We start from the raw sequence: 13720 nt of genomic DNA, 5'->3' as shown, positions 1-13720 counted from the left end.
AGCTGAAATGCCCACCCTCACAAGAATCAATAGCTTTTAATTACACTGCTTCTGGGTTAAGCTGCATCATTTCCCAAGTGGTGTAAGTACCAACTGGACTCCAAAGAAGGTATGGTAATAGAAATAAAGCTGCTACACCTGAAATATTCCAAACGATAAGTGTGAGGACTATTCCTAAAATGACTCCACTGCCCCCTAATATTGTCCCTACTTTGAGATTTCGCGATCGCAACGTAGCAGGAATGTATGCCACAGTTATAATTTCTAATACTAAATAAAGCCCCATCAATAGCCACGTTGACAACGTACCAGGCTCGTTTTCCCAGATATTAGCAGCCGATAGCGCTCCACCTGTAAAGACAATTGTCCAGAAGACAGGAATTAGTGGTTCAAAAACTAACCACTTTGGTCGATTTAAATTTTTTGCCCATTGAGTATCTCGTGGTCTAAAAAAAAGACTAGCTAAAGCAATTAAGAAAGTTATTATACCTATAATCATCCAAGGTTCAAGCATTTTTCTATCTAGGGTGGTAGCTATTTTTTTATAGTTGACTTATGAATCATTAGATTTGGTTTTATCGTGTCAACTCAATTGGAAAAAATAATCATCCCCTGGTAAGAAAGAATTACTTTAATAATTGGAGAGATAAAATTTTCTTGGTAGTTATTGATAAATAATTCTGCTAAAACTAATCTCTAACTACCAATTTTCAAGCTTTAAACAACTTTCACTAACTGCGTATCTTTCTTATTCGTTACCTTTTACTTTTTCTACTAGTTCTTTTGCTTTTTCTACTAAGCCTTGTTCTGATTTAGGGGTTGTGACAGTTTTCACATTCATTTTCTCATTAGGTTTTGTGAGTGTATTAGCATTTGGCGATCGCTGCTTGCTTTCCTCAAGCATTCCAGCCCCTTCACCCAAATCATAGGCACGTTCTATTTTTTCTTCTGGTGTCAATATTCTTTCCGCTGGAGGTACTAATTTTTGTTCAGCATATGTACCAGCGTAACTAGGTGCACTCAGTAGTGCTAAAGATATAACAATTGCAATTAAGGCAGTGGCTAAAAGTTTCTTTGCAGATACTTGGCATAAGTTGAGAAGACTACGCATAGAAATTCCTCTGGTTGTTAGTGTAAGTATATATTAATACCAACGCTAATGTTTTGTAGACTCGCATCGTACTTTGATAAAATTATGACTGCCTTCTGTCTAGGGATAGATTAAATTGCTAATTATTGACTTAAAGTTTTACAACCATTCTTGATGTAATTTAAGATTACGCTGCTTCAAAGCTTCTTGAAATAAATTTGTTGGTAAAGCTTGTTCTACAGCCCAAACTCCAGGTTTTTTTAGCTTTCCTTCAAGGAGAAATTGAGCTAAACTACCAGTCCCACAACCTGCGGCGATCGCTGTGTTTTCATGCATTAAAGTCGAACAGTAGCTAGCTTGTTTTCCTTGTTTGATACCACTAACCTCAGAACGAATCACAACCCCAATACCACTAAAACGGTTAGTAACATCTGTCATTGCATGGCTGACATGAGCTAAAAATTCGATCGCACTGCGTTGTTGCATCAAAGGCTTAGGAAACCAATGTGCGGCAATCCAGGTAAGATGATTGTAAAAATCAGGTTTGGAACCAAATTTAGTAATAACCGTTTTAACGGTAGGAAAAGCTTCTGGTAGCGTAAATGCCTCAGGCATATTAAACCAGTAGACGTGCGATCGCCTGTAAGGATCTGGAAATTCAATTGCTTCGCGATCACTATAAGGTTTTACTTCTTGCCATTTGCCATCAAGCCAAGCATCAAAAGGCTTTTGTAAACCTAAAAAGGTAGTGCGCATAACTGTTACTCCCGCACCACCAGAACCTGAGACGAGATAACTTAGATGAATGCGTTCAGCTTGGTCAAACTGCTCGACGCCTTCACGTACCATACTATTAGAAATTCCTGGGAAAATGCCTGTATTGACGATTGCCGTAATCCCTGCTTCTTCGGCTGCTGACTTATAGGCTAAAGCTTTCCGAGTAAACGACGGGTGATCGCTGACATCGAGATAGTTAACACCTTGCTCGATACAAGTCTTTAAAACACTAGCATCGCGGTAATGAAAAGGTCCTGCACTATGGATAACAAGATCGGCTGCAACGATCGCCTTCTTCAACGCCTCGGTATCAGCTAGATCGAGGAGTAAAATATCTACTTGCGACCCAATACTTTGACTAACTGCTGTAGCAGCAGATAGATCCCTACTTGTAATTGTAATATTTGCTTGAGTATGAGTGGCAATGTCTTGAGCAATACTACTGCCAATCCGCCCTCGACCTCCCAAAATTAGCACCCTAGCCGTCATTGGTTATGAATTGGTCACATCATAGTAATTATTCCAACAAATTTGTAGTTTGTTTACCTCTGTAGTAAGTATTAGATGAGGGGCGAATGACTAATAGGAGAGTGGGAGTGTAGGAGTGTGGGAGAGATTTAATTGCTATTCCCTCTTACTCTACTACCCAACTACCCGCCTACCCTACTACCCTCTGCCCCTCTGACACTAAAAATGCAGCATCAAGAATTTAGTTACTCTTAAATACTGATTCGACAGTAGATTTGATTGAGTCTCGTGCATCTCTTAGTGTTTGGGCAAATGGTTGTTGTGTTTGCAGAAATATCCGCGCACAGTTGCGCCCTGGCATTCCGGAAATTGAACCACCAGGATGGGTTCCTGCACCAGTCAGGTATAAATTGTCAATTGGCGTGCGGTAGTTAGCAATTTCTGGTAGTGGGCGGAAAAATACCATTTGATCTAATGTCATATCAACGTGGTAATAGTTACCTTTGTATGCACCGAGACGTTCGCTGAGTTCCGCAGGGCTTTCTACTTGGCGGGCAATAATGGCGTTTTTGACATTTGGTGCATAGTTTGCCAATTTATCAATGACGCGATCGGCGACTTTATTTTTCAGTTCATCTGTCCACCCTGTACCCTTTAACCCAGTTCCTTCTGCACCTGCAATTTGATACGGTGCAAAAAACTCAATCCATGCAGTATGCTTTCCAGGAGGTGCCATTGAAGGATCGCGCATCGTTGGAACAACAAGATACATTGATGGATCGTCATCAGGTATTTTACCTAACGTACATTCACTATGAGCTTTCTCCACATGACTGACTGAATCAGCAATTAAGACTGAACCGATGAGATATTCATCTTTGTGGTCGAATCGTTCAAAGCGTGGTGCTTCATTTAACGCCAAGTCAATTTTGAGGATTGTTTCATTGTTGTTGACAATCCGGCGTTCTAAACGTTCGCGTAAATTAGGCTCAACTTGATCGATGTCACTATTATCCACGAGTTGCAAGAAAACTCGCTTCGCGTCAATATTAGAAATCACACCTTTATTGGCACGATATTCTTTACCACCTGCAACGCGAACGCCAACAGCTTTACCATCATCAATTAAAATCTTCTTAACTTGCTGATCGCAAAGCACAACACCACCTTTACTTTTGACTAAGTTAAGTAAGGCTTGTACTAGTGCTCCAGTTCCACCACGCGGTCTTGCCATGCCAGGATCGTGACGCATTGCCATCATAATTGCACCGACAGCGATCGTTTTTTGCGAAGGTGGCGCACCAAGTTCAGCAGCTAATCGAGAGAGTGGTGCTTTAAGAAATTCCGAATCGAACCACTCATTGAGGAGATCCTCAGCACTTGTGAGCATTGTCCGAATAAAGTCTAAAGTTTTAGACGGCGCACCAATCACCGAGAGTAAATCTCTAATTTTTTTAATATCGTAGTTACCGAGAATATCAATAACAGATTTGGGTGGTGCGTTGAACATAGGAATCATTGCACCTAGCGCTCGTTGCCAGTAGTCCGTATACTCAGCATATTTTTTAGCATCACGCTCACTGTAACGCGCAATCTCTGCACAGGTTTTTTCGAGTGATTTGTGACCTAAAAAGTATTTGCCATCTGGATGCGGACAGAAAACAACAGGATCGCACTCTAGGTACTCTAAGCCATACTTTTCCAGTTCAAGTTCCTCCACAACTGGTCCTAAGTGAATAAACTCGTGGTCAATCGCACACAAGTTGAACTTAAAACCAGGTGCTTCTTGCGGTAGCGATTCTTCAGTAGTCGCTGCGCCACCTGGAATCGAACGTTTCTCTAGCAATAAAACGCTATAACCAGCTTTTAGCAGATACGCGGCGCATACTAGACCATTATGTCCAGCGCCAATAATGACAACATCATAAGCTTCCATGCACGAACTCCAGCGATCGGGTACCTTCCCGATATTAGAAATAAGTTAAATGATATAGAATCATTCGCGAGTTAGAGAGCTTAATCATGTTGGCAGTTGAGTTAGCCAAAATCAGGAATACCATACTGGAAGCGGGAAACAGGGAGTAGAGATCCTTTTTTCTTTGCTGAAACTTAATTTTAAATAAAGAATTCTATCTGTGGCTGAGGTGGAATGTAATCGCGTTGTTCTAGTTCAGCAAGAATCTTTGCCACGCTTTCTTCTAAAGTTTCTTCGGATGTATGACAAGTAATATCTGGATTTTGAGGTGCTTCGTAAGGATCGTCAATGCCTGTGAAAGCTCTGATTTCGCCTGCACGTGCCATTGCATATAATCCTTTAACATCCCGTGCTTCGCACACCTCAAGCGGTGCATTCACAAACACTTCGATAAAGTTTGTTGTTGTTGTTCTCAGGTTTTCCCGTGTCTCTTGGTAGGGGCTGATAGCCGCTACTATTGTTGCAACTCCATTGCGACTGAGAAGATTAGCGACAAAACCGATGCGCCGAATATTAGTATTGCGATCCTCTCTGCTATAACTCAAGCCTTTAGAAAGGTTGGTTCTGACAACATCACCATCAAGGACTTCTACTAAACAACTGCGTTCTTTCAGTTCTTGTGCGAGTTTCTTGGCAATCGAACTTTTACCTGAACCACTCAACCCTGTTAACCAGAGAACAAAGCCTTGATTAGCTGGGTACTTTCTTTCAGGAAGAAGTTCCTCGTTGTCTACTGGTGCATCATCAACGACTTCGGAACGAATCCATTCTTGCATCTTACGCCCCACAGAAAACATTGCTAATAATTCTAATACAGGCGATCGCCATTGAAGACTTTGGGCAAAAACCATAGAAGACTCCTTGAATTTTTATTCACATAATGGAGCTAAAACTTAGTTTTAATGAAATTCAATCATATCTATAACTCAATAAAAACGCAATCTAATTTCAAAACAAATGAAGTACAAACTTATTTTGAGATTGATTTGTATTTCATGTCAAAATAAAAAGGTCGCCTGTTTATATTTCCGCATGGCAACACAAGCAAGGCATTTCACAGAATCTGACACCGTAAAGGTGTTAACTCAAAGCAACTATCTGTTTCGAGACTTGGATGAAGCCTGGTTAACCAGCTATTTACCTGTTGAAGAAGTACAGCAAGTTAAGCTATATGCTAGTCGTCCAATTTATACGGCTTTTCAGAAGGGAGAACCGCTAGATGTTTTGTATGCGATCATGGGTGGTGGACCTGTAGTCATCCGCAGCACTCCTTTAGATCGAGTCATTAGTGTCAGTTATCCTGGCAGTTGCTTTGGTATGCAAAGTCTACCTTTTAGCTACGGATTGATAGGTAAAGCGTTTCCTAGCTTGGTAGAAGCTTATAAGACAACAGATGTTGTTAAGATTCCAGTAGAAGCGGTGCAAGCACTTTACGAAGATAGCGAAGTATTTCGCCAACGCTACGATCGCTTATTTGAACTACAACAAAAATTTCAGTACCATTTACTTAACTGCAGCACATATCCACCACAAGCAGTTGCAGCTTTATTACGAGCGCTGGTGTATCAAGAACGAGAACTGGGTAATCAACCATCTAATGGAACTTATGTGTTTGACTTGCCTATAGATGTGATTGCCCGCGCTAGTCAGCTTAACCATCGTACTGTCGAGCAGGTACTTAAGGGAATGCGGCAAGTTAAGTTACTTGCAGCGGCAAAGTCAAGCGATCCTTCAACTGATACTGTAAAAGTAATTGATGCTGAAGGGTTAAAAGAAACTTATAGTGCAACTAGAGACAAAGTATATTGGTGGCCATTGCGTGATAAGTAAAATTGGTGGTTAATTGATCTAAGCAGAATCGGGATCAACAAGGCGATCTTTAAAAGTCTTCGATGAACATTTGTGGCTTGAGGTTGTGTGCCAATAGCTGTCAAATTATCGTGAAATTGATGATTGTGTAGCGTTAGAGTAATACCATTACGTAACTTAATTAGCTTATAACCTTCGTCTGTTGCCTCAGCACGGTATGGATAATGCCAATTTGTCCATAGTTAATCCCAACTTGCTTCTGAGAGTGCGATCGCCATTTTTAAGTAGCGTTATTAACAGATTTCTGTCTCAGTCTTATCGAGAATTAACCCTACTTACTTGGTAGTTTTCTATGATATAGTGTACGGGCGATCGCTAGTAATATTATTGTTCCATCATTGGCAGTTCTCGGACAAAAGCTTGAGCTTGGAGTAAAATTCTGCCTTGCTGTACTTCCATATTGCTAATACGCAGTGCCATCGTGTCTAAATCGATGTAAGCTGAATTGACAAGTTCCTTAACTTTCTGCATCAAAGCAACTGTAAATTCTAAAGAAATACCATCGCCTTCAGTACAGGTAAATCCTTCTAGCATCACTGGTTCAGTTTGCGTACGTGGACGTACTGTTGCATGAAAAACAAGTTTGCGGGTAGTGTTCTGTTCATGCAACACAGCTTTGCCATCAAACACCATTTTATTGCCACCTGGTAACGTTAGTTGCATTTGCTGCATCTGCAAGTTAACGTTTTCTCCATCTACATCTAAATCAAATTGCGCTTGATTAAGAACATAATCACTATTTAACGCGTGGTTGAGATCTTCTTGAATCATCACAAGTCGGGCATTAGCTTGTACCGGCTGCTTAAGTTCGACCTGCCCTAGTAAAGCACTAAAAGGATTGATATCAATTTTATCAGTAGACAATTCCATCTGCTGAACGCGGATATCTTTCTGCAGTACCACGCCTTCACCTGCGATCGCAACTGAATCTACTTGCCCTTGGACAATCTTGAACAAATCAGTTTTAACATCAACCTCAATGACTTCTGCTTGCTCCAATTTACTAGAAAGCCCAATCTCAGCGGCTTTGCTAATTGCCTGTTCTTCAATTCTTGGTTCGTCGTCTAACATAATCGCGATTGTCTCAGGTGCTACTCAATTTAGAACTTATGCGGTAAACCATCAAACTGCTTAGCTTGTTTTTCAGCCTCGCAGAAATAGAAAAGTAAGCCCTATAATCGTTACTTTATAAGCTGACCCAGGAACAAAAATCTATATTACGGAATAAAACCTTAGTAGAAAAAATCACAGTACTGGAACTTTAGCAAACTGCCTTTGGGCTGTAACTATCATCTTCATCCCACTAGCAGAAGGCACAATAGTAATGCCACGACGTACTGGATGTGCTAGATGAGAATCTGCAAGAGTAAGTTCAAAGTTTGAGAGAATTGTCGCAAGTACAAGTTTCATTTCATACATTGAAAAAGCTACTCCTATACAGCCACGAATACCTCCCCCAAAAGGCAAGTACTCATAAGGAGAAAATCGATGATTTAAAAATCTTTCTGGTAGAAATTTGTCGGGTTGTGAATAAGTTTCTCGACGACGATGAGCTAAATAAATACAGGGCACGATAATTGTTCCAATACCAAAACTTTCCCCATTAATTTGTACTGTTTCTTTTACCATGCGTGGCGTACAAATTAAGCCTATAGGATAAATTCGCAAAGTTTCTTGACAAACCGCTGTTAAATAAGGAAGCGCCGTAATTTTTTCAGGATTTTCCAAAGAAGTTTGTGCTAATTCTGATGACAAGTTCGCTAGCACTGGTGGGGCAGAATGAGTCAAGTAAAAAGCCCAAGATAAAGCGGCTGCTGTTGTTTCATATCCTAATAACAACAGTGAAACTAATTGATCGCGCAGTTCTACATCTGTCATCTGTTGCCCATCTTCATCTTGTGCTGACATGAGTAGTGAAAGAATATCAGTCCGAAATTGCTCTTGCCGCCGTTGGGAAATTTCGCTATAAATCAACTCATCAATTTCTTGTCTGCGACGTAAAAACTGTCCCCAAGGACTCCACGCACCCAAATCTTTTTGTAAAGGTGGAAAGAAAAATAAACTAGAGTACCAGGGTTTAGTCACATCATCTAATAAAGAACTGAGTAATTCTTTGATTTTGTTATAACGAGATCCAGGACTAATACCAAATACAACCTGTAAAATAATTTGCAAAGTAATATTTGACATTTCTTGTTGCAGTGAAATAACTTTCCCTGGAGTCCAATTTTGGATAACTTCTGTAGTAATTTGACAGATAATTTCTCCGTAAGTTTTCATGCGATCGCCATGAAACGGAGGCATCATTAATTGCTTCTGTCGTTGATGGCTGCAACCTTCTTGTAAGATAATTGATTTATCACCCATCAATGGCTTAAAAACATGAGTAGCTTTCTTAAAATCAAACTTCTCACCTGGTAAAGTGAAAATTTCTTTAATTGCCTGTGGATCGCTGAAAAAGACAACTGGAGGAGAATTTAAGCCAAGTACTCTGACAGTAAATGGCTCTCCATATCGCTCTATACAATTTTCTAAAAACTTTGTTGGTTGAGAAATTAATTGCAAAGTTTGCCAAAGTGCAGGAGTTTTGTTTTGAAAAATCACTTGTATTTCCACTTTAAGTTACTTTTCTATTCATTCATTTTAGTAACTGATATTTGAAAATGCTATAGCGATTTTCACTCATTTAATAAGTACTCGTGTGAAAATAAACCTAACTATAAAGTTTGTCATTGGAAAGAATAATCTATTATCCATCAGCAAAAAATATTGTATATGATATTTAATTTTGTTCACCTAATTAGCACTTCTCCCAATTTTAATCTCTGCCTTCTCTGTGCACGCCAGTTCGATGCCACTTGCTATAACGGAGGGCGACGAAGTCCGCACCTTCTTCGCCACCCCCGCACCTTTCGTCTGGCTCCTCTGTAGTTCGTAAAAAATAGTCAATATAACTTACCATAGTTATTTTCACGAATCTTTCTTAAAACTAGGAACCCAATTACTAAAAATAGCCAAAGCAACGATAACCAATGCTACTGATGCGCCAAAAGGTAACAAATTAGGAATATTATTAACAACTGCGCCAAGAAACAGAATAGATATGACAGCAACGACAGTGCCAATAAGTTTATCTTTAAGATCGTCAAGATTACGAATTAATAACCACCCTGGTAAGTTCAGCTGACTAATAAATAGCTCATACAAACCAAGACCAATGACTAAAATAACAGTTGCTAAAAGGACAATATCAGCAATTTCTAGAAAGCTAATAGCAGCATCAAAAATAACATCTTTAGATAAACTGCCAGAGAAACTTATTTTAAGCAGATTAACAACAGCAATACAAGTTTGTATAGTACTATAAATCATCAAGACTAAAGCTGCCATGACATTAGACAAAGCAGGCAAAATCATAATATATTTTGAAGAAGATAGTAGGCGGCGCATCATAGATGTTTCATCTTTTTTGCTATGAAAACTACAGAAGTGTAACAATTTTGCCAGATTAGATTGCCATATTTGATTTTTGTGAGAAGTAGAAGTAATGATTTCGGAATTAGGGAAATTGTAGAATCGTTAGATAAGGCACTTCAACAACAGTACTGTAATTACAGAGGAAATTGAGCATGACGGCATCGACCCAAGCGGCAAAGTTAGCAACTCCAGACTTCTGTCAAGGAATTCAGTATTTTGGCGAAATGCTGCCAGAGTTTGAGAAGTATGGCAAAGAAGCTGCGATCGCCTCTGGTAGTAAGTCAATTAGCGATCCTAAAGATCCGGCTGTCGTCTTCCAAACGCTACTAGCTGCTGATGCATTGCGCTACCTTACATTACAAGTTACTGCCAGTAAAGCTTCAGGTCATCCAGGCGGATTTGCCAGTCAAGTTGAAGCCTATGCTGCATTAGTCATGTTGGGGCATAAAAATATTGTTACTGAAGTTGGGCATCACGCACCAGGATTTTACAGTGCAATGTTTCTTGATCGGTCTTTAGAGGACATGGGAATTGAAACCGTACAGCAACTACGCGATCGCTTCCGCGAACATCACGGTTTACTCGGACACTTATCCGGTTACATTCCAGGAATTCTCTCTCCTGCGGGACCTTTAGGGCAAGGGCAACACTTCGCTATGGCAGCCGCCAGACTGAATCCTGATAAACTGTTTCCTGTGACAATTGGTGACGGTGGTTTAGGCGAACCATACATTATGAGCAGTATGGCGCATTTTCACACCGCCTATCCAGGAATGACCAATTTTTTACCAGTGCTAGTGTGGAACGGCTTTAGCCAAGAGCATCATAGTATGGTTTCCACACAATCAAATGAGCAAATGATGGCATACTGGCACGGTAACGGCTTTGAAGAAGTTGTCTTAGTTGATGCCAAAGATTTTGACGATCGAGATCAGCAAGGCAACTTTGTCGATAGCACTACTTTTTCCTTCCAGCAACGATTGGCATTTACGGAAGCTGTCTTAATCGCCGCCGATGAAGCAACAAAATCTGCACTGAGTGGAACGCGCACAGTCTTAATTATTAAACAATTAAAAGGCGCTGGAGTACACGCTAGAGGAGCAAAATCACATAACCTCTACGCCATGCACACACTAGATAATTCAGATATCGTGAACGCACTCAAAGCCCGTGCATTAGCCCCAGAAGCTTGGCAAATTGTGCGGACTAATTTTGAACGTGCAGGTGGTGGTTCAGCAAGTCGTGTTGCTGTGACAGAATCTGTCTTAGAATTACCAGAAATTAAAGATTTACCATTAGAAGAATACGCAGTAGGTGGCGATCCCAAAGTTGCTACAACAGCAATGGGGCGACTGGTAGGCAAAGTTGGAGAATGCGATCGCACTTTCTTAGTCACAAATGCTGATGGAAACGAAGCCTCAGGAATTGCCAATATCAACCAAGCCCTCAAAATTATCCACCCAGTTGAAGATCCGCTGTATAACCAAAAACCTGGCGGACAAGTTTACGAACCACTCAGCGAAGATGCTTGCGCCGGTTTAGCTGCAGGTTCCGCCCTTATGGGTAGCCGGACTTTGTGGTGTTCTTACGAATCATTTGCCATTAACGGTTTACCAATTTGGCAAACAGTCACCCAAGCGATGGCAGAATTACGCCGTCCTACTCCTGCTACTGTTACTTTATTCACTGCTGGGGCATTAGAACAAGGTCGTAATGGTTGGACACACCAACGCCCAGAAGTTGAAGCGTATTTTGCCGCCATGATGCGCAATGGCAATGTATTTCCCATCTTTCCCCTAGATGCAAACTGTATTCAAGTTGCTTATGAGTGGGCATTGACAACAAAGAATAAAGGTATCGTGATTACTGCTAGTAAGTCGCCGTTACCAATTCGCACCACATTTGAACAAGGTAGAAAAGCACTTGCAGATGGCGCAATTGTCTTGCAAGAAGCCTCTGGAAATAAAACGGTTGTGTTTGCTGTCGTGGGTGACATGGTGTTGTTACCCGTGTTAGAAGCTGCATCTGCATTAGCTGTGCAAGAAGTTGGCGTTCGGGTTGTCTCTGTTGTTAATCCTCGTCGCTTATATCGCCCTACAGATGTAGCGTGGGATAGCTGTGCAGAACCTGATGGTGATTTCTTAGATGATGCGGAATTTGATAAGTTATTTGGTGGCGATGCTTTAATTGGTGTTACCGCTGGGGCAAGTGGTATGCTAGAACCGATTATGCTACGCAGTAACGCTAAACGCGACACCTTCGCTTGGAAGCGGGGAGAAACAACTGCTAGCCCTGCACAACTGATGGCGTTAAATGGTTTAACTGCTGAAAATCTCGTCAACCGTGCTATGGAATTAATTAATCAATAGGTGTTGATTCGGGTAGCGATCGCCAAAATCTAGGAAGCGATCGCTACAAAAAGTATCGGAAATCCCCTCTCTAGATTGACTGACAACTCTATTTCGTAGTCGTTACGATCAAATAAACAGCGACAAGCTTCTTAATGACGATTTTAACCAAACCAGCAACACAAACCTCCTCTTCTCGTTTGTGGATGCCAGAACGCGTGTTGTTTACACCTGCTGCACTCGATCAGCCGTGGGGACAAAAGATTTTATCGCGCATCCAAGCACTAGATTTACCTATTGAAGAACTTTCTCAGAATCGCCTTTCAGGTTTACGTGGTGATTCTGAACGCGAGACGTATCAAATCGCTAAACGTACTCTTGCAGTTGTCACCGCACCACCAAGTCATTTCAAACTGAGTCCAATTCCTCCATCAGCAGATTGGCAATTTCATCTTGCAGAAGGTTGTCCAGCGCACTGCCAATATTGTTATCTTGCAGGTAGCTTACAAGGTCCACCAGTGATTCGTGTTTTTGCTAATTTACCCCAAATTTTGGACAATTTGGCAACTTACGAACATCCTGACACTGCAACAACATTTGAAGTCAGTTGCTACACCGATCCACTTGGTATTGAACACCTTACAGGTAGCTTAGCTGAGTGTATTCGTTACTTTGGTACTCGCAGCAATGCTCATTTGCGTTGGGTGTCTAAGTTTGATGCTGTTGATCAGTTACTTGACTTACCACACAATAGTCATACTCGTTGTCGTGTCAGTATCAATGCTGCACCTGTTTCAGGGAAGTTTGAAGGCGGTACTGCATCAGTATCCTCTCGATTACAAGCACTACGACGCTTAGCGTTACCACGCAATCAAGGCGGTGGCGGTTATCCTGTGGGTATTGTCATTGCACCGATTATGTTAATTGACGATTGGGAATTGCACTACACGCGACTTTTTGATGAAATCAGTGCTACTTTAGATTTCAATTGCGACTTGACCTTTGAGTTAATTTCTCATCGCTTCACGCCCAAGTCAAAAGAAGTATTGCAAACATGGTATCCCCACTCAAAACTTGACATGGAAGAAGAGAACCGCAGCATCAAGCGCAATAAGTTTGGTGGAACGAAGTATGTCTATGATACCGACAACATGAAAGCACTACGTCGCTTCTTTGAACGCGAGATTGCCAAACGTTTCCCTGATGCTCAGATATTATATTGGACGTAGAAGCTTGCCGAATAAATTCGCAGCTAAACAAGCCAAGTTTACTACCGTGTAATACCATGTCACTTTGAATTTACTACAAATAGGCAGCAGAGGAGAAATGATTTGTAGTTTTTATTTGGTGAAATGGTATGATCACTGATCAAATTCTTATATTAGTGTGCGCAGGCACACTTTATTTGGCTAGCCGCGAATTTATTCGCTAGGCGTCTGTGATTTATGTAAGAGGTGTATTGCTTCTATGCTTCATTTGGAGTTGATGGTTGTGACTATCAAACATTAAACACAAACCAAAGTTAAAGAGTACAAGACTTAAAGTTCCAATCCAAAACCAACCATCACCGCTAATCTTGCGGCTTAAAGCCTCACCAAAGACACTCAAACCAAAGCCAACACACAGTAAGCCCGCAACTCCTTTAATTAACCACAACATTTTGTCCCGCTGCATTTTGTTACCCTCAATGAAAAACGCCTGGCGAATAAATTCGCG

At 41.0% G+C, this 13720-nt stretch carries 11 protein-coding genes and 1 pseudogene; 3 read left to right on the top strand and 9 right to left on the bottom strand.

The window, feature by feature from the left end; all coding sequences use genetic code 11:
- Positions 1-40 precede the first annotated feature (40 nt).
- The 5 genes and pseudogenes from CSQ79_RS06555 to cysC all read right to left on the bottom strand — a co-directional run.
- Positions 41-514, bottom strand: coding sequence for a TspO/MBR family protein (locus tag CSQ79_RS06555; RefSeq protein WP_099700387.1), 474 nt, complete (start codon positions 512-514; stop codon positions 41-43).
- A 234-nt stretch (positions 515-748) separates the two neighbouring features.
- A complete protein-coding gene (locus CSQ79_RS06550) occupies positions 749-1111 on the bottom strand; it encodes a hypothetical protein (RefSeq protein ID WP_099700386.1) in 363 nt (120 codons plus the stop codon).
- A gap of 138 nt (positions 1112-1249) precedes the next feature.
- A complete protein-coding gene (locus CSQ79_RS06545; RefSeq protein WP_099700385.1) occupies positions 1250-2356 on the bottom strand; it encodes a saccharopine dehydrogenase family protein in 1107 nt (368 codons plus the stop codon).
- Between the two features lie 220 nt (positions 2357-2576).
- Positions 2577-4271, bottom strand: a complete 1695-nt coding sequence (gene crtO, locus CSQ79_RS06540; protein WP_099700384.1) for a beta-carotene ketolase CrtO — start codon at positions 4269-4271, stop codon at positions 2577-2579.
- A gap of 179 nt (positions 4272-4450) precedes the next feature.
- Positions 4451-4999, bottom strand: a pseudogene (cysC, locus tag CSQ79_RS06535) (adenylyl-sulfate kinase); the annotation flags it as partial.
- A 343-nt stretch (positions 5000-5342) separates the two neighbouring features.
- On the opposite strand from cysC, the gene CSQ79_RS06530 reads away from it, so the two are divergent.
- Positions 5343-6140, top strand: a complete 798-nt coding sequence (locus CSQ79_RS06530; RefSeq protein ID WP_099700383.1) for a Crp/Fnr family transcriptional regulator — start codon at positions 5343-5345, stop codon at positions 6138-6140.
- A 363-nt stretch (positions 6141-6503) separates the two neighbouring features.
- Here the strand turns inward: CSQ79_RS06530 and CSQ79_RS06525 are convergent, their stop codons facing one another.
- From CSQ79_RS06525 to CSQ79_RS06515, 3 genes are all read right to left on the bottom strand, one after another.
- On the bottom strand, positions 6504-7250 hold the full coding sequence (locus tag CSQ79_RS06525; protein WP_099700382.1) for an LmeA family phospholipid-binding protein: 747 nt from the start codon (positions 7248-7250) through the stop codon (positions 6504-6506).
- A 174-nt stretch (positions 7251-7424) separates the two neighbouring features.
- The gene (locus CSQ79_RS06520) at positions 7425-8789 is read right to left on the bottom strand and encodes a cytochrome P450 (RefSeq protein WP_099700673.1); all 1365 of its coding nucleotides are present in this window, start codon (positions 8787-8789) and stop codon (positions 7425-7427) included.
- Positions 8790-9149: 360 nt separating this feature from the next.
- Positions 9150-9632, bottom strand: coding sequence for a YqhA family protein (locus CSQ79_RS06515; protein WP_099700381.1), 483 nt, complete (start codon positions 9630-9632; stop codon positions 9150-9152).
- Positions 9633-9808: 176 nt separating this feature from the next.
- Here CSQ79_RS06515 and CSQ79_RS06510 point away from each other — a divergent pair, with 176 nt between their 5' ends.
- Both CSQ79_RS06510 and CSQ79_RS06505 read left to right on the top strand, forming a co-directional pair.
- Positions 9809-12025, top strand: coding sequence for a phosphoketolase family protein (locus CSQ79_RS06510; RefSeq protein WP_099700380.1), 2217 nt, complete (start codon positions 9809-9811; stop codon positions 12023-12025).
- Between the two features lie 134 nt (positions 12026-12159).
- A complete protein-coding gene (locus CSQ79_RS06505) occupies positions 12160-13233 on the top strand; it encodes a spore photoproduct lyase family protein (protein WP_099700379.1) in 1074 nt (357 codons plus the stop codon).
- 214 nt (positions 13234-13447) lie between these two features.
- Here the strand turns inward: CSQ79_RS06505 and CSQ79_RS06500 are convergent, their stop codons facing one another.
- Complete coding sequence (locus CSQ79_RS06500; protein WP_099700672.1) at positions 13448-13678, bottom strand: hypothetical protein; 231 nt, start codon at positions 13676-13678, stop codon at positions 13448-13450.
- Positions 13679-13720: the final 42 nt, after the last annotated feature.

The sequence above is a fragment of the Gloeocapsopsis sp. IPPAS B-1203 genome, assembly GCF_002749975.1.
GTDB lineage: Bacteria > Cyanobacteriota > Cyanobacteriia > Cyanobacteriales > Chroococcidiopsidaceae > Gloeocapsopsis.
This window is presented reverse-complemented; position numbering and strand designations above follow the sequence as displayed.

Bases quoted from the DNA above. Each gene is read 5' to 3' on its own strand.
- CSQ79_RS06555 (WP_099700387.1), bottom strand. From the start codon at position 514: ATGCTTGAACCTTGGATGATTATAGGTATAATAACTTTCTTAATTGCT.
- CSQ79_RS06550 (WP_099700386.1), bottom strand. From the start codon at position 1,111: ATGCGTAGTCTTCTCAACTTATGCCAAGTATCTGCAAAGAAACTTTTA.
- CSQ79_RS06545 (WP_099700385.1), bottom strand. From the start codon at position 2,356: ATGACGGCTAGGGTGCTAATTTTGGGAGGTCGAGGGCGGATTGGCAGT.
- crtO (WP_099700384.1), bottom strand. From the start codon at position 4,271: ATGGAAGCTTATGATGTTGTCATTATTGGCGCTGGACATAATGGTCTA.
- CSQ79_RS06530 (WP_099700383.1), top strand. From the start codon at position 5,343: ATGGCAACACAAGCAAGGCATTTCACAGAATCTGACACCGTAAAGGTG.
- CSQ79_RS06525 (WP_099700382.1), bottom strand. From the start codon at position 7,250: ATGTTAGACGACGAACCAAGAATTGAAGAACAGGCAATTAGCAAAGCC.
- CSQ79_RS06515 (WP_099700381.1), bottom strand. From the start codon at position 9,632: ATGATGCGCCGCCTACTATCTTCTTCAAAATATATTATGATTTTGCCT.
- CSQ79_RS06510 (WP_099700380.1), top strand. From the start codon at position 9,809: ATGACGGCATCGACCCAAGCGGCAAAGTTAGCAACTCCAGACTTCTGT.
- CSQ79_RS06505 (WP_099700379.1), top strand. From the start codon at position 12,160: ATGACGATTTTAACCAAACCAGCAACACAAACCTCCTCTTCTCGTTTG.
- CSQ79_RS06500 (WP_099700672.1), bottom strand. From the start codon at position 13,678: ATGCAGCGGGACAAAATGTTGTGGTTAATTAAAGGAGTTGCGGGCTTA.